Genomic DNA, 25,252 nt, shown 5'->3' with positions numbered 1-25,252 from the left:
AGAAACGAATTAAGAGATGGTGGTGGGGGAAGGATTACTCAGCGCTGCGCGCTTCGCCCTTCGGGTCGTTGCCTGCGGCAACGCTCTCTCGCTGACGCTCGAGTCGAACCTTGGTCGAAGCTTCTCATCCTTCCCCGCATGGGCAGAATATTCAATTGTGGATTCGTTAGGGAATTCAGGGATTTTTGAAAGTGATGGTGGTGGGGGAAGGATTCGAACCTTCGAAGTCGATGACGGCAGATTTACAGTCTGCTCCCTTTGGCCGCTCGGGAACCCCACCACAGGGTAATGCTTTTTACTGGCCTACTCCCTCACTGGGAAGCGGGGCGCATCATATCAAATGACACGCCGCTGTAAAGAGTTACGTTGAGAAAAATGAACTGGTTGCGTAATTTTCATCCGCAACGGATTAAAGCCAACCAGTTCTATTTTGCCAGCGATTAAAGAATAATCGTCCGGTTACCGTAAACAAATACACGCTGTGCCAAAACCTGGTAAAGCGCGCGGCTTAATACGTTTTTCTCAACATCACGACCTGCACGCATCATGTCTTCGGCAGTGTAGGTGTGATCCACATGAATGACATCCTGCATGATGATTGGACCTTCATCCAGATTGTCATTTACATAGTGTGCTGTTGCGCCAATAATCTTCACGCCGCGTTCATAAGCCTGATGATAGGGACGTGCGCCGATAAACGCTGGCAGGAATGAATGGTGAATGTTGATGATTTTGTTCGGGAAGCGAGCGACAAACTCCGGCGTCAATACCCGCATATATTTCGCCAGCACCACATAATCAGGTTGATGCGCTTCAATGGCATCCGCCATCTTCTGATCGTGCTCGTTGCGGCTTAACCCTTCATGGCTCACCAATTCAAACGGAATATCAAAACGTTCCACCAGAGAACGTAAAGTCTCGTGGTTACCAATAACCGCAGCGATTTCAACATCCAGTCCACCGTAGTTGGCTTTCATCAGCAGATCGCCCAGGCAATGCGCTTCTTTGGTCACCAGAATGACTATGCGGCGGCGACCTGCGGGATTCAGTTCACGCACCGAACCTTCTGGCAAAGCGCTATCGAGATCCGCCAACAGGGTGGAATCATTAAAAATACCCTCCAGTTCCGTGCGCATAAAAAAGCGCCCGGTACGGTGGTCAACAAATTCATTGTTCTGCACGATATTTAACTCGTGCTTGTAGCAAATATTAGTAATACGTGCGATCAGACCTTTTTGATCCGGGCAAATAGTACGCAGAACTTTACGTTGGAGTGAATGCATTGCTGGAAAAACCTTGTTGAGAGTGTTTGCTAAACCGTACCGTCAACCTTTATTGGCCGCAGCACTTTTTAAATTTTTTACCTGAACCACAAGGGCAGGGATCGTTGCGACCAAACTGCGGACGTGTACCATCAATATAGTACCATTGACCGTTTTCTTTCAAAAATCGCGAACGCTCAATAATCGCCCCGGATTTACCCTTCTCAGTAAAACGAGCGACAAAACTGACATAACCTACGTCGTCACCTTCGTGATATGAACGTTCAAATACGGTCAACCCTAACCATTCGGTATGTGCAAATCCGGCAATTAATTCAGCACGTAACACCGAGGCGCCACAGGATGGATGCCAGGTTTTAATTAAATAATCTGCGTCGTGCATCACAAAAGCGCAGTAACGCGAACGCATAAGACGTTCGGGATCTGGTGCAACCTTTTCACCAGACACATAAGGGTGGCAACATAGGCTATACTCGACAGCACTACCACAGGGACAAAGCTTAGACACAAATAATCTCCCTGGAAACAATAACGGCGTTTTAACCGCCGGAGTAGCACTATGTTAACCGAGCGGTAGCGATGTGGCTACGGCTGCATTCCAGGGGACGCTTTCAGGAACAATGAGAAAAGTAAAAATAGGGCTGGCACTGGGATCCGGTGCTGCACGAGGATGGTCGCATATTGGCGTCATTAACGCGCTTAAAAAAATGGGCATTGAAATTGATATCGTCGCAGGATGTTCAATTGGTTCGCTGGTAGGCGCAGCCTATGCCTGTGATCGATTATCTGCGCTGGAAGAGTGGGTTACCTCTTTTAGCTATTGGGATGTTTTACGACTGATGGACCTCTCCTGGCAGCGCGGTGGACTGCTGCGCGGCGAGCGTGTGTTCAATCGGTATCGTGAAATAATGCCAGAAACAGAAATCGAGAATTGTTCACGCCGCTTTGCTGCAGTCGCCACCAATCTAAGCACAGGGCGCGAATTATGGTTTACCGAAGGTGATCTCCATCTCGCTATTCGTGCATCCTGCAGTATTCCTGGCTTGATGGCACCGGTCGCGCATAACGGCTACTGGCTTGTTGATGGCGCAGTCGTTAATCCCATTCCTATCTCTCTGACTCGTGCGTTGGGCGCAGATATCGTAATTGCGGTTGATCTCCAGCACGACGCTCACTTAATGCAGCAAGATCTTCTTTCATTTAATGTCAGTGCTGAAAATGGCGAGAGTGAAGATGATCTACCCTGGCATGCGCGGCTGAAAGAGCGGCTAAGTAGTATTACTGCGCGTCGAGGCGTCACGGCACCGACAGCAACAGAGATTATGACTACCTCTATTCAGGTATTGGAAAACCGCCTTAAAAGAAACCGTATGGCAGGGGACCCGCCTGATATTCTGATTCAACCCGTTTGCCCACAGATTTCCACGCTCGATTTTCATCGTGCGCAGGCTGCCATTTCGGCAGGACAATTGGCGGTTGAGAAGAAAATGGATGAGCTTTTACCGCTAGTTCGAACTAACGTTTTGACCTGATTTTTTATCTACACTTAAGTTAATTCTGACAGGCACTGATGGCAATAGCATGCCACTATTGAATAAAGCCAGTCAGGGGAGAGAACATGACGCAGCCATTGGTCGGAAAACAGATTCTCATAGTTGAAGATGAGGCGGTATTTCGCTCGCTTCTGGATTCGTGGTTTTCCTCATTGGGAGCGACAACGGTACTGGCGGCTGATGGGGTGGATGCCCTTGAGCTACTGGGCGGTTTCACACCCGATCTAATGATATGTGATATTGCAATGCCGAGAATGAACGGCCTGAAACTATTGGAACATATTCGCAACCGGGGTGACCAAACACCTGTCCTGGTGATTTCCGCTACGGAAAACATGGCAGATATCGCGAAAGCGTTACGTCTGGGCGTGGAAGATGTTTTGTTAAAACCAGTTAAAGATCTCAACCGTCTGCGCGAGATGGTTTTTGCGTGTCTCTATCCCAGCATGTTTAATTCGCGTGTAGAGGAAGAAGAACGGCTTTTTCGCGACTGGGATGCGATGGTGGATAATCCCACCGCGGCTGCTAAATTATTGCAAGAATTACAACCTCCGGTTCAGCAGGTGATTTCCCATTGCCGGGTTAATTATCGCCAACTGGTGGCCGTTGATAAACCGGGGCTGGTGCTTGATATTGCAGCTCTTTCGGAAAACGATCTGGCTTTTTATTGTCTCGATGTAACTCGCGCCGGACATAATGGTGTCCTTGCCGCCTTGTTATTACGCGCGCTGTTTAATGGGTTATTACAGGAACAGATTGCCCACCAAAATCAGCGTTTGCCAGAGTTGGGTGCGTTATTGAAGCAGGTAAATCATTTACTGCGGCAGGCCAATCTGCCTGGTCAGTTCCCGCTATTAGTCGGCTATTATCATCGTGAATTAAAAAATCTCATTTTGGTTTCCGCTGGTCTGAATGCAACGTTAAATGCTGGTGAACACCAGATTCAAATCAGTAATGGCGTTCCGTTAGGAACATTAGGCAACGCCTATTTGAATCAATTGAGCCAGCGATGTGATGCCTGGCAATGTCAAATTTGGGGAACAGGTGGAAGACTGCGCTTGATGTTGTCTGCGGAATGAGCAAACGATCATATGGGATAAAATTGCATTACGCGCTGGTGTCGGCTGGTGGTACTATCGTCGCCATTCGTTTAAGTAATTGTCTTAATTATGTTAACTCGCCTCCTTTTCAGAACCAGGCCTCGTCAGGGTACTGATATACTGGGATGCGACACAGAAATATGAACACGTTCAATACACGAACAGTCCAGGAGAATTTAAATGGCTGCCATTAATACGAAAGTCAAAAAAGCCGTTATCCCCGTTGCGGGATTAGGAACCAGGATGTTGCCGGCGACGAAAGCTATCCCGAAAGAGATGCTGCCGCTTGTCGATAAGCCATTAATTCAATACGTCGTGAATGAATGTATTGCGGCTGGCATTACTGAAATTGTGCTGGTCACTCACTCATCTAAAAACTCTATTGAAAACCATTTCGATACCAGTTTTGAACTGGAAGCAATGCTGGAAAAACGTGTAAAACGCCAGTTGCTTGATGAAGTGCAGTCCATTTGTCCACCACACGTGACTATTATGCAAGTTCGTCAGGGACTGGCGAAAGGTTTGGGACACGCAGTATTGTGTGCCCATCCGGTAGTTGGTGATGAACCTGTGGCTGTTATTTTGCCTGACGTTATTCTGGATGAATATGAATCCGATTTATCGCAGGATAACCTTGCAGAGATGATTCGTCGCTTTGATGAAACTGGCCACAGCCAGATAATGGTGGAGCCTGTTGCTGATGTGACGGCATATGGTGTTGTGGATTGCAAAGGTGTGGATTTAGCGCCTGGCGAAAGTGTACCGATGGTCGGCGTGGTAGAAAAACCGAAAGCAGATGTAGCGCCGTCTAATCTTGCTATTGTCGGCCGTTATGTTCTCAGTGCTGATATTTGGCCGCTGCTGGCAAAAACCCCTCCGGGAGCAGGTGATGAAATTCAGCTCACCGACGCGATTGATATGCTGATCGAAAAAGAAACGGTTGAAGCCTATCATATGAAAGGGAAGAGCCATGACTGCGGTAATAAATTAGGTTACATGCAGGCCTTCGTTGAATACGGTATTCGTCACAACACTCTGGGTACTGAATTTAAAGCCTGGCTTGAAGAAGAGATAGGCATTAAGAAGTAACATCTAGCACGATGTTTTCTACGAAACGGCATTGAGTGATCAATGCCGTTTTTTTATAGCGTATTCTTATCAGAGAGTCTTAAAACGGACAATAAAAAATCCCGCCAATGGCGGGATTTTAAGCAAACAGAATCAAGAAAAGATTATTGCTTGATCAGGAAATCGTCGAGGGATTTACCTTGCTCATCCATTGCTTTTTTGATTACAGCTGGAGTACGGCCTTGGCCAGTCCAGGTTTTGGTTTCGCCGTTTTCGTCAACATAGCTATATTTAGCCGGACGCTGTGCGCGTTTAGCTTTTGTGCCAGATTTAACAGCAGCAATGCTATTCAGCAGTTCGTTCGGGTCAATACCGTCAGCGATCAGCATTTCACGATATTGCTGCAGTTTACGAGTACGCTCTTCAACTTCAGCAGCAGCTGCGCTTTCTTCTTCGCGACGTTCGTTAACGACAACTTCTAATTTTTCCAGCATTTCTTCCAGCGTTTCAAGTGTACATTCTCTTGCCTGCGCACGAAGAGTACGGATGTTGTTCAGAATTTTAAGTGCTTCGCTCATTGTAGTAATCTCAAACTTATATTGGGGTGGTTTGTTGAGGTAATAATAGAGCCTTAAATTCAGTTGTGCAATAGCCAGGAATGTAAGGAATTCAAAAATGTTCTTTATTTCGTACCGACAATAAATATCTTTTCATAAAATTAGCCAGAAATGACGTGGCATATAGCCCTATTTACATCGATGCTTTCGCATCACTTAAGGTTAAAACTTCCTGATTCATGTCACATTTTATGTGGAGATTAACATGCGCTGGAGCCTTTTCACTCTTGGGTATTAGCCCTGTTTATGAAAATCCCCTATTAAGCGAATGATGAAAAGTAGAACAGTCGCAATAAGTGCAAGGACTTCGTATTGCTCTTTCCTGGAGGCCAACAGGGGTTATTACGTGCGCAACAGGTTAAAGATTGTGAATAGTTACCAAGAGTCATTTACGCGTTTATAACAAGCAAGGCCGTGGTAAAGATAGCTCTGAAGGATTATGCCAGCCATTCGTAATGGATGACGAATATACTACTTCTGTGCGCACTGTTACGCTGTAAAACTGACGAATTATGATAAACTCCTGCCAACTTTATTTCATATCATTGAGGGCCTGTGGCTGATGGCGCAGCTATATTTCTACTATTCCGCAATGAATGCGGGTAAGTCTACGGCATTGTTGCAATCTTCATACAATTACCAGGAACGCGGTATGCGCACTGTCGTATATACGGCGGAAATTGATGATCGTTTCGGGGCAGGGAAAGTCAGCTCGCGTATAGGTTTGTCATCACCTGCAAAATTATTTAACCAAAATTCATCATTATTTGATGAGATTCGTGCGGAACACGAACAGCAGACAATTCATTGCGTACTTGTTGATGAATGCCAGTTTTTAACCAGACAACAAGTATATGAATTATCGGAGGTTGTCGATCAACTCGATATACCCGTACTTTGTTATGGTTTGCGTACCGATTTTCGCGGTGAATTGTTTGTTGGTAGCCAATACTTACTGGCATGGTCAGACAAACTGGTCGAATTAAAAACTATTTGTTTTTGTGGCCGCAAAGCAAGCATGGTGCTACGTCTTGATCTGGCGGGTAGACCTTATAACGAAGGTGAGCAGGTGGTTATTGGTGGTAATGAGCGTTACGTCTCGGTTTGCCGTAAACACTATAAAGAAGCGTTAGAGATTGGCTTTTTGACGGCGATTCAGGACAATCATCGGCACGACTAATAAATTTTTCTTTACTGACAGGGTGAATAGGGCGCTTTTCTCCTGTCAGTCCGTTTTACTAACTTCTTCCGAGTCATCATCCTTTCTCTATTCTTAATCATCACTCAACGTACCACAGAACGATTTTAGTGCGTCGATGCCTCATTACCTACGAGGTAGAGTTATTTGTCGACAATCTCGCTTTGTGCTCGTTTTCCGACAATACAAACATGATGAATTAATACAGCTGGATTATTTGACTTTACATAGCCGTTCTTTGTCTGAAACAAAAAAACGGCCCCGAATGGGACCGTTTATGATGTTATACAGAGCTACCGATTAAGCGGATTTTTTCGCTTTTTTCTCTGCTTTAGCCGGAGCTGCTTCTTTAGCAACGGTTGCGCCTTCTACGTAATCACGACCGTAGTAGGTGTCCAGCAGGATCTGTTTCAGCTCGGAGATCAGCGGATAACGCGGGTTAGCGCCGGTGCACTGGTCATCGAATGCATCTTCAGACAGTTTATCAACGTTTGCCAGGAAGTCTGCTTCCTGAACGCCAGCTTCACGGATAGATTTAGGAATACCCAGTTCAGCTTTCAGCGTTTCCAGCCATGCCAGCAGTTTCTCGATCTTAGCAGCAGTACGGTCGCCCGGAGCGCTCAGACCCAGATGGTCTGCAATTTCAGCATAACGACGACGTGCTTGTGGACGGTCGTACTGGCTGAATGCAGTCTGCTTGGTCGGGTTGTCATTCGCGTTGTAGCGGATAACGTTACAAATCAGCAGGGCGTTTGCCAGACCATGCGGAATGTGGAACTGAGAGCCCAGTTTATGTGCCATTGAGTGACATACACCCAGGAAGGCGTTAGCAAACGCGATACCTGCGATAGTTGCCGCACTGTGAACACGTTCACGCGCTACCGGGTTTTTAGACCCTTCGTGGTAGGACGCTGGCAGATATTCTTTCAGCAGTTTCAGCGCCTGCAGAGCCTGACCATCAGAGAACTCAGAAGCCAGTACAGAAACATATGCTTCCATGGCGTGAGTTACTGCGTCCAGACCACCGAAAGCACACAGGGACTTCGGCATATCCATAACCAGGTTGGCGTCAACAATCGCCATATCCGGGGTCAGAGCATAGTCTGCCAGCGGATATTTTTGGCCAGTTGCGTCATCGGTTACAACCGCGAACGGTGTAACTTCAGAACCGGTACCGGAAGTTGTGGTGACCGCGATCATTTTCGCTTTCACGCCCATTTTCGGGAACTTGTAGATACGTTTACGGATGTCCATAAAGCGCAGCGCCAGTTCTTCGAAATGAGTTTCTGGATGTTCGTACATAACCCACATGATTTTCGCAGCATCCATCGGGGAACCACCACCCAGCGCGATAATCACGTCTGGTTTGAAGGAGTTCGCCAGTTCTGCACCTTTACGAACAATGCTCAGAGTCGGGTCAGCTTCAACTTCGAAGAACACTTCAGTTTCTACGCCAGCTGCTTTCAGTACAGAAGTGATCTGGTCAGCATAGCCGTTGTTGAACAGGAAGCGGTCAGTCACGATGAGCGCACGTTTGTGGCCATCAGTAATCACTTCATCCAGCGCGATTGGCAGAGAGCCACGGCGGAAGTAGATAGATTTCGGAAGTTTGTGCCACAACATGTTTTCAGCTCGCTTAGCAACGGTTTTCTTGTTGATCAGGTGTTTCGGACCAACGTTTTCAGAGATGGAGTTACCACCCCAGGAACCACAACCCAGAGTCAGGGAAGGCGCGAGTTTGAAGTTGTACAGGTCACCGATACCGCCCTGAGAAGCCGGGGTATTGATCAGGATACGGGCAGTTTTCATTTTCTGACCGAAGTAAGAAACGCGTGCCGGCTGGTTATCCTGGTCGGTGTACAGGCAAGATGTGTGACCGATACCGCCCATAGCAACCAGTTTCTCTGCTTTCTCTACCGCGTCTTCAAAATCTTTCGCACGGTACATTGCCAGAGTCGGGGACAGTTTTTCATGAGCGAATGGTTCGCTTTCATCAACAACAGTCACTTCACCGATCAGAATCTTAGTGTTTTCTGGTACAGAGAAGCCTGCCAGTTCAGCAATTTTATAAGCTGGCTGACCAACGATAGCTGCGTTCAGCGCACCATTTTTCAGGATAACGTCCTGAACAGCTTTCAGCTCTTTGCCCTGCAGCATGTAGCCGCCGTGGGTGGCAAAACGCTCACGTACAGCATCATAAACAGAATCAACAACAACAACAGACTGTTCAGAAGCACAGATTACGCCGTTGTCGAAGGTTTTGGACATCAGTACGGATGCAACTGCACGTTTGATATCAGCAGTTTCATCAATAACAACTGGGGTGTTGCCTGCGCCTACGCCGATCGCCGGTTTACCGGAGCTGTATGCAGCTTTAACCATGCCTGGACCACCGGTCGCAAGGATCAGGTTAATGTCAGGGTGGTGCATCAGTGCGTTGGAGAGTTCAACAGACGGTTGATCGATCCAGCCAATCAGATCTTTTGGTGCACCAGCAGCAATAGCAGCCTGCAGAACGATATCAGCAGCTTTGTTGGTTGCATCTTTAGCACGCGGGTGTGGTGAGAAAATGATGGCGTTACGGGTCTTCAGGCTAATCAGAGATTTGAAGATAGCGGTTGAAGTCGGGTTAGTTGTTGGAACGATACCGCAGATAATACCGATTGGTTCAGCGATAGTGATGGTACCGAAAGTGTCGTCTTCAGACAGAACACCGCAGGTCTTTTCATCTTTGTAGGCGTTATAGATATATTCAGAAGCAAAGTGGTTTTTGATCACTTTATCTTCAACGATACCCATGCCGGATTCGGCAACGGCCATTTTTGCGAGTGGGATTCGAGCATCTGCGGCAGCCAGAGCGGCGGCGCGGAAGATTTTGTCTACTTGCTCTTGAGTGAAACTGGCATATTCACGCTGGGCTTTTTTTACACGCTCTACGAGTGCGTTAAGTTCAGCGACATTAGTAACAGCCATAATGCTCTCCTGATAATGTTAAACTTTTTTAGTAAATCATCTGCTCGAATACGAGAGTATAGTCAGTGCGATGATGATTTGCTTAACCTTTGAAAATCAAAATCTTACTCGTGCTCACACTCACTGTGATTTACTAAAAGAGTTTAAACATTAGAGTCATTAATCTCTAATGCGTCACTTCCAAGTGGCGTAAGCAAGATTACTCACTTCTGGGTACCGATTAAGTGATCCAGATCAAGATTTCGCGAAGCTGACACCTTTCAGCTCCGCTTTTAGCCATAATAGCTAATAGTTAATAAATTGTAGTATTAATTGTTGGCTACCTTAGCATGTTTTGTACGACTAGATAACAATAATGAATGATAGTAATTTTAGATAGTTAGGAGGTGAAAAATGCTGACAAAAGGCGTATTGTCAGCACGTATTTTTACCCTTGTTTAAAGATAACATTATCCGGCTTTTGCTTCGGAGCTAACCGTGATTCAGACACTTTTTGATTTTCCCGTTTATTTTAAGTTTTTCATCGGGTTATTTGCGCTGGTTAACCCGGTAGGGATCATCCCCGTGTTCATCAGTATGACCAGCTATCAGACTGCGGCAGCGAGAAACAAAACAAATCTGACCGCCAACTTGTCTGTAGCCATTATTTTGTGGATCGCACTGTTTCTCGGCGACACGATTCTGCAACTTTTTGGAATATCTATTGATTCGTTCCGCATCGCGGGCGGCATACTGGTCGTGACAATTGCAATGTCGATGATCAGCGGTAAGCTTGGCGAGGATAAACAGAACAAACAAGAAAAATCAGAAACCGCAATTCGTGAAAGCATTGGCGTTGTACCGCTCGCATTACCTCTGATGGCAGGACCAGGGGCAATCAGTTCAACCATCGTATGGGGAACGCGTTATCACAGCATTGGTTATCTGTTCGGTTTTTTTGTAGCAATCGCGTTGTTCGCTTTATGTTGCTGGGGGTTATTCCGCATGGCACCCTGGCTGGTGAGGGTTCTGCGTCAGACTGGCATCAACGTCATTACCCGGATTATGGGGTTATTGCTAATGGCATTAGGGATTGAATTTATCGTCAATGGTATCAAAGGGATTTTCCCTGGTCTGCTCAATTAATTCCTTTCATATGAAACGGAGTCATGATGCTCCGTTTCTTTCATCATTATTTTTACTGCAACCCAAAGCAGTTAACAAAAGAAATAGATAATTTTTTTCCAATTTTACAGATGGTTATAAGACTATCCTTATCTGGCGATCCGCATCATCATGTTATTTTCATCACATCATAATCCTGGGCCTTGCTGAAGAATAATTGAAATGATATTAGTAATTCTACTGCCTTTGGCAGAGAAAAGTGCTAAATAGCATTCAATTGTTAAATTATTGTGCGTATTTCTATCGGGACTATAACCGGAAAAGTCAGTATTGCTTCCTGTACTTCTATCTCTTTGTTTTTAAATTATTTTATTGATTGGATAACGAGGGCTATACGTACTGGTATGGTTAGAAAAGAGAATTGCGTAACAATTTTGCAAAATGTATTGGCGGGCAAGAAGGGCATTTGATACTTTTCGGCCAACCGTTTGGCGATTTTTATTGGCAATGAGAATGATTTGCGATTAAAAGACGCTGCAAAAAATAATGTGTCTCGACAGGGGAGACACAGTAAGAATCGACATAAGGTGGTCATCTGAATCACCAGAATAAATAAAGTCGGTGATAGCAATTAGTAACGATAAAGCAACCTGGCAGCAAAAAGTCTCCGAGCTGTACAGGTATCCTAATCCGGGATTACACATGCTGGTAAAAACCAGTAATTATAATGAGGGAGTCCAAAACACAATGACCAACATCACCAAGAGAAGTTTAGTGGCAGCAGGCGTTCTGGCTGCGCTTATGGCAGGGAATATCGCACTGGCAGCTGATGTACCCGCAGGAGTCACACTAGCGGAAAAACAAACGCTGGTACGCAACAATGGTTCTGAAGTTCAGTCATTAGATCCGCACAAAATTGAAGGGGTTCCCGAGTCTAATATCAGCCGTGACCTGTTTGAAGGTTTGCTGGTTAGCGATCTTGATGGTCATCCGGCCCCTGGCGTGGCTGAATCCTGGGATAACAAAGACGCTAAAGTCTGGACGTTCCACCTGCGTAAAGATGCGAAATGGTCTGACGGCACGCCAGTCACGGCACAAGACTTTGTGTATAGCTGGCAACGTTCTGTTGATCCGAACACCGCTTCCCCCTACGCAAGCTACTTACAATACGGGCATATTGCGGGTATTGATGAAATACTGGAGGGGAAGAAACCAATTACCGATCTCGGTGTTAAAGCCCTCGATGACCACACATTAGAAGTCACCTTAAGTGAACCTGTTCCGTACTTCTATAAGTTACTGGTTCACCCATCTACTTCCCCGGTGCCAAAAGCCGCTATTGAGAAATTTGGCGAAAAATGGACCCAGCCAGGCAATATCGTTACTAACGGCGCCTATACATTAAAAGATTGGGTTGTTAACGAACGTATCGTTCTTGAGCGCAGCCCGACTTACTGGAATAACGCTAAAACGGTAATTAACCAGGTGACCTATTTACCGATCGCTTCTGAAGTCACTGATGTTAACCGCTATCGTAGCGGCGAAATCGATATGACTTATAACAACATGCCGATCGAACTGTTCCAGAAACTGAAAAAAGAAATCCCGAACGAAGTTCACGTTGATCCATACCTGTGCACTTACTATTACGAGATTAACAACCAGAAACCGCCATTCAATGATGTGCGTGTGCGTACCGCACTGAAACTGGGCATGGATCGCGATATCATTGTTAATAAAGTCAAAGCGCAGGGCGATATGCCGGCCTATGGTTACACACCGCCATATACCGATGGCGCAAAACTGACGCAACCAGAATGGTTTGGCTGGAGCCAGGAAAAACGTAACGAAGAAGCGAAAAAACTGCTGGCAGAAGCGGGCTATACCGCAGACAAACCGCTAACGATTAATCTGTTATATAACACGTCCGATCTGCATAAAAAGCTGGCGATTGCCGCCTCTTCACTGTGGAAGAAAAATATCGGCGTGAACGTTAAACTGGTTAACCAGGAATGGAAAACATTCCTCGATACCCGCCACCAGGGTACTTTTGATGTGGCCCGTGCAGGCTGGTGTGCAGACTATAATGAACCAACTTCCTTTCTGAACACCATGTTGTCGAACAGTTCGATGAACACCGCTCATTATAAGAGTCCGGCCTTTGACAGCATAATGGCGGAAACCCTGAAAGCTACAGACGAGGCACAGCGCACGGCGCTGTACACGAAAGCAGAGCAACAGTTGGATAAAGATTCGGCCATTGTTCCGGTTTATTACTACGTGAACGCGCGTCTGGTAAAACCGTGGGTTGGGGGTTATACCGGTAAAGATCCGTTGGATAATACCTACACCCGAAATATGTACATTGTGAAGCACTAATGGCAATGCGTGGGGCAGGTGTATCCTGCTCCACGGTGTCTGCTTTTTATCGCATTACAGAAGGCACAGGCCAGAAGGTACGGCAATGTTAAAATTTATTCTACGTCGCTGTCTGGAAGCGATTCCGACGCTATTTATTCTTATTACTATTTCGTTCTTTATGATGCGCCTCGCGCCGGGAAGTCCCTTTACCGGCGAACGTACATTACCGCCAGAAGTAATGGCCAATATTGAAGCGAAATATCATCTTAATGATCCCATCATGACGCAGTATTTCAGCTATCTGAAACAACTGGCTCATGGCGATTTCGGTCCTTCATTTAAATATAAAGATTATTCGGTCAATGACCTGGTCGCATCCAGTTTTCCCGTTTCAGCAAAACTGGGAGCTGCTGCATTTTTCCTCGCAGTGGTACTGGGCGTTAGTGCTGGCGTTATTGCCGCATTAAAACAAAACACCAAATGGGACTATACCGTCATGGGATTGGCTATGACGGGAGTGGTTATACCAAGCTTTGTCGTTGCGCCATTATTAGTCATGATATTCGCGATCATTTTGCATTGGCTACCGGGCGGTGGCTGGAATGGTGGGGCGTTGAAATTTATGATCCTGCCGATGGTTGCCTTATCACTGGCTTATATCGCCAGTATTGCGCGTATCACCCGTGGATCGATGATTGAAGTTTTACACTCCAACTTCATTCGTACCGCACGCGCGAAAGGTCTGCCCATGCGGCGCATTATTTTCCGCCACGCATTAAAGCCCGCGTTGCTACCGGTGCTTTCTTATATGGGACCCGCATTTGTTGGCATTATCACCGGTTCTATGGTTATCGAAACCATTTACGGTTTGCCGGGCATCGGACAATTGTTTGTTAATGGTGCCTTGAACCGTGACTATTCATTGGTGTTAAGCCTGACCATTCTGGTTGGTGCTTTAACTATTTTGTTCAATGCCATTGTCGATGTGCTATATGCGGTTATCGACCCGAAAATCCGTTACTGATACTGGAGCTCGCGATGATGTTAAGTAAGAAAAACAGCGAGACGCTGGAGAATTTCAGTGAAAAGCTGGAGGTCGAAGGCCGCAGTTTATGGCAGGACGCACGTCGACGTTTTATGCATAACCGTGCAGCAGTGGCCAGTCTGATTGTACTGGTGCTTATTGCACTGTTTGTTATTCTGGCGCCGATGCTCTCGCAATTTGCCTATGACGACACCGACTGGGCGATGATGTCCAGCGCCCCGGATATGGAATCTGGTCACTACTTTGGTACCGACTCTTCCGGTCGCGATCTGCTGGTGCGCGTTGCCATTGGTGGGCGCATCTCATTAATGGTTGGTGTTGCTGCAGCGTTGGTGGCAGTAGTCGTAGGAACGCTTTACGGTTCACTTTCCGGTTATCTTGGCGGCAAGGTGGATTCCGTAATGATGCGCCTGCTGGAAATCCTCAACTCCTTTCCGTTCATGTTCTTCGTCATTTTGCTGGTGACTTTTTTCGGTCAAAACATCCTGCTGATTTTCGTAGCGATTGGGATGGTATCCTGGCTGGACATGGCACGTATCGTGCGTGGTCAAACCCTTAGTCTGAAGCGCAAAGAGTTTATTGAGGCGGCACAAGTTGGCGGTGTATCTACGCCTGGCATTGTGATTCGCCACATTGTGCCGAACGTGCTTGGTGTGGTGGTGGTCTATGCCTCTCTGCTGGTACCCAGCATGATCCTCTTTGAGTCTTTTCTTAGCTTCCTGGGACTGGGTACGCAAGAGCCATTAAGTAGTTGGGGCGCATTGCTCAGTGATGGCGCGAACTCGATGGAAGTCTCTCCGTGGTTGCTGCTATTTCCGGCAGGTTTCCTTGTGGTGACACTGTTTTGTTTCAACTTTATCGGCGATGGCTTGCGTGATGCCCTCGACCCGAAAGATCGTTAAGGAGTGCAGCCATGAGCGTAATTGAAACTGCAACCGTGCCGCTCGCACAGCAACAGGCTGACGCACTGCTGAACGTGAAAGATTTGCGAGTGACATTTAGTACCCCGGACGGTGACGTCACGGCGGTCAATGATTTAAATTTTTCCCTGCGTGCCGGGGAAACGCTGGGTATCGTTGGCGAATCGGGTTCCGGTAAGTCGCAAACCGCGTTTGCTTTAATGGGACTGCTGGCGGCTAACGGACGCATTGGTGGATCGGCAACCTTTAATGGGCGCGAAATCCTCAATCTGCCAGAACGTGAACTTAATAAACTGCGCGCTGAACAAATCTCGATGATTTTTCAGGACCCGATGACCTCGTTAAATCCATACATGCGCGTCGGCGAGCAGTTGATGGAAGTGCTGATGCTGCATAAAGGTATGGGCAAGGCCGAAGCGTTTGAAGAATCGGTACGAATGCTCGATGCGGTGAAAATGCCAGAAGCGCGTAAGCGCATGAAGATGTTCCCTCATGAGTTTTCTGGCGGCATGCGTCAGCGTGTGATGATTGCGATGGCGTTGCTGTGTCGACCTAAATTGCTGATTGCCGATGAACCGACTACTGCGCTGGACGTGACAGTACAGGCGCAGATCATGACGCTATTGAATGAACTGAAGCGGGAATTTAATACTGCCATTATCATGATCACCCACGATCTCGGTGTGGTTGCGGGGATCTGTGACAAAGTTCTGGTGATGTACGCTGGGCGCACGATGGAATATGGCAACGCGCGCGATGTCTTTTATGAACCCGTTCATCCTTATTCTATCGGTTTACTCAATGCGGTGCCGCGTCTTGATGCGGAAGGTGAAACTATGTTGACCATCCCGGGTAACCCGCCAAACCTGCTACGTTTGCCGAAAGGTTGCCCGTTCCAGCCGCGTTGTCCGTATGCGATGGAGATTTGCAGTAGCGCGCCGCCGCTGGAAGAGTTCACGCCAGGCCGACTGCGTGCCTGCTTTAAACCGGTGGAGGAGCTGTTATGAATGCTGTAACCGAAGGAAGAAAAGTCCTCCTTGAAATTGCCGATTTGAAAGTGCACTTTGAGATCAAAGATGGCAAACAGTGGTTCTGGCAACCGCCGAAAACCCTTAAGGCCGTTGATGGTGTGACGCTCAGGTTATATGAAGGGGAAACCTTGGGCGTCGTAGGGGAATCAGGTTGCGGAAAGTCCACCTTTGCCCGTGCCATCATCGGTTTGGTCAAAGCTACCGACGGTCATGTTGCCTGGTTAGGTAAAGAGTTGCTGGGCATGAAACCCGATGAATGGCGTGCCGTTCGCAGTGATATTCAGATGATTTTCCAGGACCCGTTGGCATCGCTAAACCCGCGTATGACCATCGGCGAGATCATCGCTGAACCGCTGCGTACCTATCATCCGAAAATGTCACGCCAGGAAGTTCGCGAGCGCGTGAAGGTGATGATGATGAAAGTCGGCTTGCTACCTAACCTGATTAACCGTTATCCGCATGAGTTTTCCGGCGGTCAGTGTCAGCGCATCGGGATTGCGCGTGCACTTATTCTTGAACCGAAGCTGATTATCTGTGACGAACCGGTGTCGGCGCTGGACGTGTCAATCCAGGCGCAGGTGGTGAATTTACTCCAGCAGTTGCAACGTGAGATGGGATTGTCATTAATTTTTATCGCTCACGATCTGGCCGTGGTAAAACACATTTCCGATCGCGTGTTGGTGATGTATCTCGGCCATGCGGTAGAGTTGGGGACGTATGATGAGGTCTACCACAATCCGTTGCATCCCTATACCAAAGCATTGATGTCGGCAGTCCCCATTCCAGACCCTGATCTGGAGAGGAATAAATCTATCCAGTTACTGGAAGGGGAATTACCGTCGCCCATCAACCCGCCTTCTGGTTGTGTGTTCCGCACTCGTTGCCCGATTGCCGGTCCGGAGTGTGCCAAAACACGACCTGTGCTGGAGGGGAGTTTCAGGCATGCCGTTTCTTGCCTGAAAGTCGATCCGCTTTAAAAACAAAAAGGGCTGACAGTGGTCAGCCCTTTTTCACGCCAAAAGCGATTATTTATTCCCGCCAGATAATATGGCAAAGTTTGTGATCTTTTTCGCGGCATAACAAAATACGGGCGAAAATATCGTTGATTTCGCCATCTTCACTGTCTGCCAGACCAATCACCACTTCGGCAAAAAAGTCCGGGTTCAAGTCGAAATCAACATGTTCCTGCCAGTCTTCCGCCGGATCAAATAACTCTGCACCACCGCGCTCTTCAAACTGCAGATTGAACAACAGAACATCAGCCGGATCGAGATTATCAGCGGCCAGTTCGAGAAAAATATCGTAGGCCTGCTCAAGCGTTTCATCTTCAGTCAGGCGATTGTTTAAATCCATATCCATAGTCACTACCTGTTTAATCTCTGTTGGCGACGTTTTACAGCAACGGGCTGAAGAAGTAAAACAGTCGCTCGGCGACACGTTGCCAGAGTGGACGTTTTAACCACAGCCGCGCATCGAGCAGACGCGAACGAGAAATGTAGTCGTCCTGAACGGCAGCCAGATCGGCACCAAAACCTTTATCGTCGATAGCCAGCGTGATTTCAAAATTCAGCCACAGACTACGCATGTCGAGGTTAACGGTGCCAACCAGACTTAATTCGCCATCGACCAGCACGCTCTTGGTATGCAGTAACCCACCTTCAAACTGATAAATCTTAACCCCAGCAGCAAGTAGTTCTGTAAAGAATGCGCGACTGGCCCAGCCTACCAGCATTGAGTCATTTTTCCTCGGCAAAATAATACTGACATCAACCCCGCGTTGCGCCGCCGTGCAGATTGCGTGAAGTAAGTCATCGCTGGGGACGAAGTAGGGCGTCGTCATGATTAAATATTCACGAGCTGAATAAGCTGCAGTCAGCAAAGCCTGGTGGATCAGGTCTTCCGGGAATCCAGGGCCGGAAGCGATGGTATGAATCGTATGACCGCTGGCCTGCTCGAACGGCATAATATTGACATCAGGCGGTGGTGGTAAAATACGTTTTCCCGTCTCAATCTCCCAGTCGCAAGAGTAGATAATTCCCATCGCGGTGGCGATAGGGCCTTCCATGCGAGCCATTAGATCAATCCATTGTCCTACGCCCGCATCCTGTTTGAAGAAGCGCGGATCGACCATATTCATGCTACCGGTGTAGGCGATGTAGTTATCGATCATGATCATCTTGCGGTGCTGGCGCAGGTCCATGCGGCGTAAGAATACGCGCATCAGGTTAACCTTTAAGGACTCGACCACTTCGATACCGGCATTTCGCATTAACTCTGGCCACGGGCTACGGAAAAAAGCAACACTCCCCGCAGAGTCGAGCATTAATCGGCAATGAATACCGCGTCGTGCTGCGGCCATCAAAGATTCTGCCACCTGGTCTGCCATACCGCCTGGTTGCCAGATATAAAACACCATCTCAATGTTATGACGAGCGAGTTGAATGTCGCGGATTAACGCCTGCATCACATCATCAGACTCGGTCATCAGTTGCAGTTGATTACCCTTGACCCCGGCGATCCCCTGACGACGCTCACAGAGCTTAAATAACGGTCCAGCGACGCTGCTATTTTCTTCAGCAAAAATATGCTTACAGGCTTTAAGATCGTTAAGCCATTTCGCCGTGGAAGGCCACATCGCTCTGGCGCGTTCGGCACGGCGTTTGCCTAAATGGAGTTCGCCAACGGCCAGATAAGCAATAATTCCGACCAATGGCAGAATGTAAATGATCAACAGCCAGGCCATGGCGGAGGGAACTGCGCGTCGTTTCATTAGAATGCGTAAAGTTACGCCTGCAATGAGCAACCAGTATCCCAGAATGGCCAACCAACTCACCAACGTATAAACGGTTGTCATAGATTAGAAATCCTTTTGAAAGCGCATTGTTATGAGTTTACGCATATGGATTCATCTGGCAAATAAAAACGCGGTAAAAGCACTGGTCAGCGTCGGGACCGGGGGTATAATGACCGCTCTGTTATTGCATAGAGTAGTTAACATGAAGCGGAGTAGAACGGAAGTGGGGCGCTGGCGCATGCAGCGTCAGGCTAGCCGACGGAAATCGCGTTGGCTTGAGGGGCAGTCACGCCGAAATATGCGTATCCACAGCATCAGGAAGTGCCTTCTAAACAAACAGCGAAACTCGTTATTGTTTGCGATCTACAATATCTAAATGTTCTGGGCACCAACGCGGTGCCCATTAAGATTATCTTTCCGCCGTTAAAATCTATTTTTGCGCAGATTCATTGTTGTCAGTTTTGGCTTCGTCGTCATTGTTATCGCTGAAAATGCCATGCCCGGAGTTCAGCAACATCGAGACGAGCATATCATTATTAATTTCTTCCCCATTGAGAATACGCGCCAGTATCTCGCTACCAAATAGCTGCGGTGAAAGAATAATATCCGGATGCACCATCTTAATCTTATTCAGGTTTTTGCTATCACTAACGGCAAGCACGGTTTTAACATCTTTGCTCATATCTTTCGCCGACAGAACGACAAAAGCATTATCGGCGTCATTATCACTTAACGCCAGAATAGCCCGACAGTGATCAATTCCCGCTTTTTTTAGTACTGAACTGTCATTGCTGTCACCGGGGATAACATCGGCATTGTCACCGAGTCTTTGTTCAAGCTGCTTTATGTCATCCTCTGGCAGGTTGCTGATAACCGTGACGTTTTGTCCGCGTTGATTCAGTTGCAGAATCGTGTTGATTGCCAGAATGGAATGCCCGCAAACAATAAAGTGATCTTTACGACGCATTGTATGATTGTTTCCTTTCACAAGTTTATTGAATCCTCCGCGGATAAGCGGGCCGAAAATCGAGGTCATGGAGGTGGCAAAAACAGTAATACCGGAAATAATGACCGAAATAGTAAACAGGCGCGCTGATTCAGAAACCGGGACGATATCGCCGTAGCCCACGGTTGACATAGTTTCTATCGAAAAATAGAACGCGGTCATTAGACTCTCTATTCGCGGATTAAAACCTTCGCTTAAATAAAGGGCGCCGTAGGTAGAGTAAAACAGTAACGTCGTAAAACTAATAAAAGCAAAAATTGTCCCGGCTGCAGCACTACTGTGAGAGAAGTCTTTACGCAGCACCAACAAAATTATCAAGGTAAAGATGCAAAAACCAATGCTGAATTTAAGCCAGGGATAAAAGTGCAGGGTGTAAATCAGCGTTATCACCAATAAAATGATACTGATAGCCCATGCCAGCTTTGCCCGAAATAGCAAGCCGATCGAGTTCAAAACAAGAAAGACGCCGAGCATAAACAGTGGCGCATTGGCCAGCAAGGAGAGGTCAAGTTCTGAAAACGCCTGGATATGGAAAATATCGAGCAGATTGACCGACATGCCATAAATTGTTTTAAAAATAAGCAATCCATTTGAAAGGACCGCCAGCGCGATAACATCGTGCCGCAGGGTCACCCATAAATTTACCGCTGTTTGCTTGAATGTAGCCCAGTGACTCACTGATACCTCTGTAACCACAATTTTGTTTAATTATCTTCACGCGTACAGAATGTGAAAAACATGCGGCACGTGAATGTGTTAAACCATAGTAGATGACTTTATCCGCAGCAATCAAAGGTTTTGATTGTTCAAAACCGAGTCAGACAGAGAAATTTTGTCATTTTTAGACGGAGATGCCGAGGGTATATAGGGAGATACAGATAAAGTTATTATCTGTTTGTGGTGGTGGATTGGGGGCATCGGTAAATATAAAGAAAAAACAAGAGCACGGATTCTGTCACCGCGCCCCTGGATGTTGATATTCAGAACACTTTCTTAAAGGGTTTCACGGAAACGTGCTCATAGACTCCCGCTGCCACGTACGGATCGGCATCTGCCCATGCCTGGGCTGCTTCCAGCGATTCAAATTCAGCAATAACGGTTGAGCCAGTAAATCCTGCGGCGCCTGGATCGTTACTGTCTACCGCTGGCATTGGACCGGCGGTCAGCAGACGCCCTTCATCATGCAGTAACTGCAAACGCGCTAAATGTGCCGGACGAACGGAAAGGCGCTTTTCGAGGCTATCGGCTTTGTCTTGAGCGTAAATAACATACAACACGGGCACAACTCCTTGTTCGGAAAAGTTATAAAGTACGTTATTTGAAAGGGCGAAGATCTGCAACGGAAAGATGATGTCTTTGTTAAGGCGTCACTAAAAGTAAGGTTAAAAGCGCCAAAAATTGCGTTTTCACTGATCCTGATCGCCTTGCCTTATTGAATATGATTGCTATTTGCATTTAAAATCGAGGCCTGGTTTTTTTACTGAAACGATTATGACTTCAATGACCCTTGATTTACCTCGCCGCTTCCCCTGGCCGACGTTACTTTCGGTCTGCATTCATGGTGCTGTTGTGGCGGGTCTACTCTATACCTCGGTACATCAGGTTATTGAACTACCTGCGCCCGCGCAGCCGATTTCTGTCACCATGGTTGCCCCGGCCGAACTTGAGCCGCCACAAGCCGTTCAACCGCCGCCGGAACCAGTGGTGGAGCCAGAACCGGAGCCTGAGCCGATACCAGAACCGCCAAAAGAAGCTCCGGTAGTCATTGAAAAGCCGAAGCCGAAACCTAAGCCAAAACCGAAGCCGGTGAAAAAGGTACAGGAGCAGCCAAAACGCGATGTCAAACCGGTAGAGTCACGTCCGGCGTCACCGTTTGAAAATACGGCACCAGCTCGCCCGACATCAAGTACGGCAACGGCTGCAACCAGCAAACCGGTCACAAGTGTCGCGTCTGGTCCACGGGCATTAAGCCGTAATCAACCGCAGTATCCGGCGCGCGCGCAGGCACTACGCATTGAAGGGCAGGTTAAAGTTAAATTTGACGTCACACCGGATGGTCGCGTGGATAACGTACAAATTCTTTCAGCCAAACCGGCGAACATGTTTGAGCGCGAAGTGAAAAACGCGATGCGCAGATGGCGTTATGAGCCGGGCAAACCCGGAAGTGGGATTGTGGTAAATATCCTGTTTAAAATTAACGGCACCACCGAAATTCAATAACCTGAAAATCAAAAGCCTCCAACCTGGAGGCTTTTGACTATTACTCTACAGGTAAGGCACGAGGCTTTCCTTCAGGGTCGACGGCAACATACTTAAATAACGCTTCCGTCGCTTTATAGCGCTGCCCAATCGGCTCAGACGCCACTTTTTTCACCCATACTTCAATATTAATGCTGACTGATGTCGTCCCTTTTTGGAGACAGCGCGCATAGCAGCACACCACATCACCAACCGCAACTGGTCGTAAGAAAGTCATTCCTTCAACCCGCACGGTCACGACGCGACCGTGGGCAATTTCTTTTGCCAGAATGGCACCGCCAATATCCATCTGCGACATCAACCAACCACCAAAGATATCGCCATTGGCATTGGTATCGGCAGGCATGGCTAAAGTACGTAAAACAAGATCGCCCTGAGGGACGTTAGGTGTTGTAGACATGGTAAAACCGACATAAAAGGAAAATCACAGGCGCGATGCTACTATGATTTTCCAAATGAGAACAGAGGATATGCAGCGCCGGCCCCGAAGGGCCGGCAGACAGATTATGATTTATCTTCCTGAGGCATATGGCGGTAGATATAAATACCGCTTAACAGTGTGAAGATTAAGGTGAGGGCGGTCAGACCGAACACTTTGAAGTTGACCCAAATATTTTGCGGTAGCCAGAATGCGATGTAGATATTCGCCAGCCCACAAAGAATAAAGAAGACTGCCCAGGCCAGATTCAGTTTCGACCACACCGGCTGCGGTAGAGTGAGTTCTTTACCCAGCATGCGCTGAATCAGCGGCTTTTTCATTACCCATTGGCTAACCAACAAAGCACCGGCAAACAGAGCGTAGATGACAGTGACCTTCCATTTAATAAACTCATCATTGTGGAAGAACAGCGTCAGACCACCGAAAACAACCACCAGAACGAAGGTGATCAGGGCCATCTTCTCAACTTTCCGGAAGCGAACCCAGCTATAAATAAGCACAATCGCCGTGGCGACGATGAGCGCCGCAGTTGCCGCATAGATGTCATAAATTTTGTAGAACGCGAAGAAGACAACCAGCGGTAAAAAATCAAGAAACTGCTTCATTTTACGATTCCGTAATCAAATACTTCAGGTTATTGGCGAATCAACATGTACAGGCGGAACAGATAGATAAGCAATACGGCTGAAATCAGGTTGCTTAAGGTATTCGCCAGTACGGCACCAATTTCCGGGGTTAATGCGGCAAACGAAGAGGCAAACAGCAGCAACAGTGTTTTTGCCAGTAACCAGCTTAGTACTGCAGGTGCCACCAGACGCATATTCGCCCATGTCAGCCGCATACTGCTGCGCATAGAGGCGAAAACGCCCATTTTATCCTGCACCAACATCACCGGCGCCAGTGCCAGTAAAATGGCCATTAAAATTCCCGGAACGACCACCAGCATGATGCCAATCTGTACTAAAAGGGTAGTCAGAAAAATCAGAATAAATAACTTTGGCAATATCGGCGCACTGGCACCAATAGCGCGTAGCGCACTGACTCTCTGACCCGCGGACACCAGTTGGATGATTAATATTACGCCTCCGGCGAGTATGGCGTTACCGATTAATCCTGAAAAAGTGGACGCAGCGGAAGCACGCAGCAAAATTTGTTGCTGTTCCGGGGACATATTTTGCACCAGATCGAACAACCCACCGCCGCCACTAACGGGCGCGCCGTCATTGAGCTGCGCAAGCTGTGCGTCACTGGGTGAGAAAACATGTCCTAACACCACTGTGATAAATGCACAAAGCAACGATACCAACAGAATGGTCATAAATTGATTACGGAAGAAATTTCCGGTGTCACGGTATACGGACTGCGCCGTGATAGACATGCACTCTCCTTGAGTTTTATGCAGGTGTTAATTAGCGGGCAATTGTACCCTGGTTATCCCTTAAGTGGCAGCATCACGACTTGTATGGAAAAGCATATCTTTGTAAAGCGCAGGTAATCCACAGCGTGCGTGGGTGCGATCACAGGATCCATTGCTTTCTCCAGACACGACAAATTCCTGACAAGCAGAAGGGCTGTTTGCATAAATACCGCAACTTACCGCCTGCTTAAAAGGCCAATAAGGTAGCAAAAGAATACTTTCGGAGATGGAAAGCATTCAAATTGATTTGAATCATGTTAACCAGGATTTGCGATACAACTTCTAAATTAATCCAGATCAATAAATGGTCATTTAGCGAATGCAATGTGATCTATGTAGGATCATTTGTTACTCCAATGTAGGTATATTCGTCACGTTTTTATAACCATAACGACGGAGCGAACATGAAAAAATTAACAGTGGCGGCATTGGCAGTCAGTACACTTCTCTCTGGTAGCGTCTATGCTCACGAAGCAGGCGAGTTCTTTATTCGTGCAGGTTCGGCAACGGTACGTCCAACGGAAGGCGCAGATGGAACTCTGGGAAGCCTGGGTGGCTTTAGCGTGACCAATAACACCCAACTGGGCCTGACCTTCACCTATATGGCGACTGATAACATTGGTGTGGAATTGCTGGCGGCATCTCCGTTTCGTCATAAGGTTGGCACAGCCACAACCGGAGATATTGCGACAGTCCACCATTTACCGCCAACACTGATGGCACAATGGTATTTTGGCGATTCCGGCAGTAAATTCCGTCCTTACATTGGTGCGGGTATTAACTACACCACCTTTTTTAATAATGACTTCAATGACACCGGTGAAGGTCTTGGCTTATCCGATCTTAGTCTGAAGGATTCATGGGGCGTGGCGGGACAAGTCGGTGTGGATTATCTCATCAACCGTGACTGGTTGCTGAATATGTCGGTTTGGTACATGGATATCGATACCGACGTGAAATATAAATCCAACGGCGCAGTGCTGCCAGCAGGACATTACTCTGACAATGTCCGCCTTGATCCGTGGGTATTTATGTTCTCTGCGGGTTATCGTTTTTAATTATTTGCCCGTCAATAAACCGCCAG

Annotated in this window: 24 protein-coding genes, 1 tRNA gene, 1 other RNA gene and 1 pseudogene; 13 read left to right on the top strand and 14 right to left on the bottom strand. The window is 47.4% G+C overall.

Going from position 1 to position 25,252, the window contains the following annotated elements; genetic code table 11:
- Window positions 1-17 precede the first annotated feature (17 nt).
- The 4 genes from AACU94_RS10190 to AACU94_RS10175 all read right to left on the bottom strand — a co-directional run bounded on the left by AACU94_RS10190 (window position 18) and on the right by AACU94_RS10175 (window position 1,791).
- Window positions 18-149: non-coding RNA, RtT sRNA (locus AACU94_RS10190), on the bottom strand.
- 46 nt (window positions 150-195) lie between these two features.
- Window positions 196-280, bottom strand: a tRNA-Tyr gene (locus tag AACU94_RS10185).
- A 160-nt stretch (window positions 281-440) separates the two neighbouring features.
- Entirely contained in the window at window positions 441-1,283 is an 843-nt protein-coding gene (gene purU, locus AACU94_RS10180; protein ID WP_130208904.1) for a formyltetrahydrofolate deformylase, read from the bottom strand.
- Window positions 1,284-1,332: 49 nt separating this feature from the next.
- Window positions 1,333-1,791 carry a YchJ family protein gene (locus AACU94_RS10175; protein WP_130208902.1) on the bottom strand — a complete coding sequence of 153 codons (459 nt, stop codon included), beginning with the start codon at window positions 1,789-1,791 and terminating at the stop codon, window positions 1,333-1,335.
- Between the two features lie 112 nt (window positions 1,792-1,903).
- Between AACU94_RS10175 and rssA the strand changes: the two genes are divergently transcribed.
- From rssA to galU, 3 genes are all read left to right on the top strand, one after another.
- The gene (rssA, locus tag AACU94_RS10170) at window positions 1,904-2,815 is read left to right on the top strand and encodes a patatin-like phospholipase RssA (RefSeq protein ID WP_130216018.1); all 912 of its coding nucleotides are present in this window, start codon (window positions 1,904-1,906) and stop codon (window positions 2,813-2,815) included.
- An 86-nt stretch (window positions 2,816-2,901) separates the two neighbouring features.
- Window positions 2,902-3,915, top strand: a complete 1,014-nt coding sequence (rssB, locus tag AACU94_RS10165) for a two-component system response regulator RssB (RefSeq protein ID WP_130216020.1) — start codon at window positions 2,902-2,904, stop codon at window positions 3,913-3,915.
- Between the two features lie 201 nt (window positions 3,916-4,116).
- Window positions 4,117-5,025, top strand: a complete 909-nt coding sequence (galU, locus tag AACU94_RS10160) for a UTP--glucose-1-phosphate uridylyltransferase GalU (RefSeq protein WP_130208896.1) — start codon at window positions 4,117-4,119, stop codon at window positions 5,023-5,025.
- A gap of 143 nt (window positions 5,026-5,168) precedes the next feature.
- On the opposite strand, the gene hns is transcribed toward galU, so the two are convergent.
- A complete protein-coding gene (gene hns, locus AACU94_RS10155) occupies window positions 5,169-5,582 on the bottom strand; it encodes a histone-like nucleoid-structuring protein H-NS (RefSeq protein ID WP_105289150.1) in 414 nt (137 codons plus the stop codon).
- A gap of 601 nt (window positions 5,583-6,183) precedes the next feature.
- Between hns and tdk the strand changes: the two genes are divergently transcribed.
- Window positions 6,184-6,801 carry a thymidine kinase gene (gene tdk / locus AACU94_RS10150; protein WP_135489380.1) on the top strand — a complete coding sequence of 206 codons (618 nt, stop codon included), beginning with the start codon at window positions 6,184-6,186 and terminating at the stop codon, window positions 6,799-6,801.
- A gap of 318 nt (window positions 6,802-7,119) precedes the next feature.
- Here the strand turns inward: tdk and adhE are convergent, their stop codons facing one another.
- A complete protein-coding gene (adhE, locus tag AACU94_RS10145; protein ID WP_130216022.1) occupies window positions 7,120-9,792 on the bottom strand; it encodes a bifunctional acetaldehyde-CoA/alcohol dehydrogenase in 2,673 nt (890 codons plus the stop codon).
- A 477-nt stretch (window positions 9,793-10,269) separates the two neighbouring features.
- On the opposite strand from adhE, the gene ychE reads away from it, so the two are divergent.
- From ychE to oppF, 6 genes are all read left to right on the top strand, one after another.
- The gene (gene ychE, locus AACU94_RS10140; protein ID WP_000616766.1) at window positions 10,270-10,917 is read left to right on the top strand and encodes an NAAT family transporter YchE; all 648 of its coding nucleotides are present in this window, start codon (window positions 10,270-10,272) and stop codon (window positions 10,915-10,917) included.
- 726 nt (window positions 10,918-11,643) lie between these two features.
- Window positions 11,644-13,275, top strand: a complete 1,632-nt coding sequence (gene oppA, locus AACU94_RS10135; RefSeq protein WP_130216024.1) for an oligopeptide ABC transporter substrate-binding protein OppA — start codon at window positions 11,644-11,646, stop codon at window positions 13,273-13,275.
- Between the two features lie 85 nt (window positions 13,276-13,360).
- On the top strand, window positions 13,361-14,281 hold the full coding sequence (gene oppB, locus AACU94_RS10130) for an oligopeptide ABC transporter permease OppB (protein ID WP_001516507.1): 921 nt from the start codon (window positions 13,361-13,363) through the stop codon (window positions 14,279-14,281).
- A gap of 14 nt (window positions 14,282-14,295) precedes the next feature.
- Window positions 14,296-15,204, top strand: a complete 909-nt coding sequence (oppC, locus tag AACU94_RS10125) for an oligopeptide ABC transporter permease OppC (protein ID WP_000979659.1) — start codon at window positions 14,296-14,298, stop codon at window positions 15,202-15,204.
- Window positions 15,205-15,215: 11 nt separating this feature from the next.
- A complete protein-coding gene (gene oppD, locus AACU94_RS10120; protein ID WP_130208888.1) occupies window positions 15,216-16,229 on the top strand; it encodes a murein tripeptide/oligopeptide ABC transporter ATP-binding protein OppD in 1,014 nt (337 codons plus the stop codon).
- Window positions 16,226-17,230 (top strand): murein tripeptide/oligopeptide ABC transporter ATP-binding protein OppF, encoded by a 1,005-nt coding sequence (gene oppF / locus AACU94_RS10115; protein ID WP_130216026.1) that lies wholly within the window; start codon window positions 16,226-16,228, stop codon window positions 17,228-17,230. The genes oppD and oppF overlap by 4 nt, the downstream gene beginning before the upstream one ends.
- A 52-nt stretch (window positions 17,231-17,282) precedes the next feature.
- Here oppF and AACU94_RS10110 read toward each other — a convergent pair whose 3' ends face one another.
- On the bottom strand, window positions 17,283-17,612 hold the full coding sequence (locus AACU94_RS10110) for an HI1450 family dsDNA-mimic protein (RefSeq protein ID WP_000366958.1): 330 nt from the start codon (window positions 17,610-17,612) through the stop codon (window positions 17,283-17,285).
- Between the two features lie 34 nt (window positions 17,613-17,646).
- On the bottom strand, window positions 17,647-19,107 hold the full coding sequence (cls, locus tag AACU94_RS10105; RefSeq protein WP_130208884.1) for a cardiolipin synthase: 1,461 nt from the start codon (window positions 19,105-19,107) through the stop codon (window positions 17,647-17,649).
- A 142-nt stretch (window positions 19,108-19,249) separates the two neighbouring features.
- Here cls and AACU94_RS10100 point away from each other — a divergent pair, with 142 nt between their 5' ends.
- Entirely contained in the window at window positions 19,250-19,423 is a 174-nt protein-coding gene (locus tag AACU94_RS10100) for a YciY family protein (RefSeq protein ID WP_122983112.1), read from the top strand.
- A gap of 54 nt (window positions 19,424-19,477) precedes the next feature.
- Here AACU94_RS10100 and kch read toward each other — a convergent pair whose 3' ends face one another.
- Both kch and AACU94_RS10090 read right to left on the bottom strand, forming a co-directional pair.
- Window positions 19,478-20,731 (bottom strand): voltage-gated potassium channel protein, encoded by a 1,254-nt coding sequence (gene kch, locus AACU94_RS10095; RefSeq protein ID WP_135489379.1) that lies wholly within the window; start codon window positions 20,729-20,731, stop codon window positions 19,478-19,480.
- A gap of 302 nt (window positions 20,732-21,033) precedes the next feature.
- Entirely contained in the window at window positions 21,034-21,330 is a 297-nt protein-coding gene (locus AACU94_RS10090) for a YciI family protein (protein WP_000967595.1), read from the bottom strand.
- Between the two features lie 223 nt (window positions 21,331-21,553).
- On the opposite strand from AACU94_RS10090, the gene tonB reads away from it, so the two are divergent.
- On the top strand, window positions 21,554-22,273 hold the full coding sequence (gene tonB, locus AACU94_RS10085; RefSeq protein ID WP_064528843.1) for a TonB system transport protein TonB: 720 nt from the start codon (window positions 21,554-21,556) through the stop codon (window positions 22,271-22,273).
- A 40-nt stretch (window positions 22,274-22,313) separates the two neighbouring features.
- Here tonB and yciA read toward each other — a convergent pair whose 3' ends face one another.
- The 4 genes and pseudogenes from yciA to AACU94_RS10065 all read right to left on the bottom strand — a co-directional run.
- Window positions 22,314-22,712 (bottom strand): acyl-CoA thioester hydrolase YciA, encoded by a 399-nt coding sequence (yciA, locus tag AACU94_RS10080; RefSeq protein ID WP_130208879.1) that lies wholly within the window; start codon window positions 22,710-22,712, stop codon window positions 22,314-22,316.
- A 104-nt stretch (window positions 22,713-22,816) separates the two neighbouring features.
- Window positions 22,817-23,356, bottom strand: coding sequence for a septation protein A (locus tag AACU94_RS10075; protein WP_000808667.1), 540 nt, complete (start codon window positions 23,354-23,356; stop codon window positions 22,817-22,819).
- 29 nt (window positions 23,357-23,385) lie between these two features.
- On the bottom strand, window positions 23,386-24,129 hold the full coding sequence (locus AACU94_RS10070; RefSeq protein WP_130208877.1) for a YciC family protein: 744 nt from the start codon (window positions 24,127-24,129) through the stop codon (window positions 23,386-23,388).
- 60 nt (window positions 24,130-24,189) lie between these two features.
- A pseudogene (locus AACU94_RS10065) lies at window positions 24,190-24,348 on the bottom strand (YkgJ family cysteine cluster protein); the annotation flags it as partial.
- Between the two features lie 224 nt (window positions 24,349-24,572).
- On the opposite strand from AACU94_RS10065, the gene ompW reads away from it, so the two are divergent.
- Window positions 24,573-25,226 carry an outer membrane protein OmpW gene (gene ompW, locus AACU94_RS10060; protein WP_130216030.1) on the top strand — a complete coding sequence of 218 codons (654 nt, stop codon included), beginning with the start codon at window positions 24,573-24,575 and terminating at the stop codon, window positions 25,224-25,226.
- The last annotated feature ends 26 nt before the right edge of the window (window positions 25,227-25,252 follow it).

Source organism: Escherichia sp. E4702 (genome assembly GCF_963883545.1).
Lineage (GTDB): Bacteria > Pseudomonadota > Gammaproteobacteria > Enterobacterales > Enterobacteriaceae > Escherichia.
This window is presented reverse-complemented; position numbering and strand designations above follow the sequence as displayed.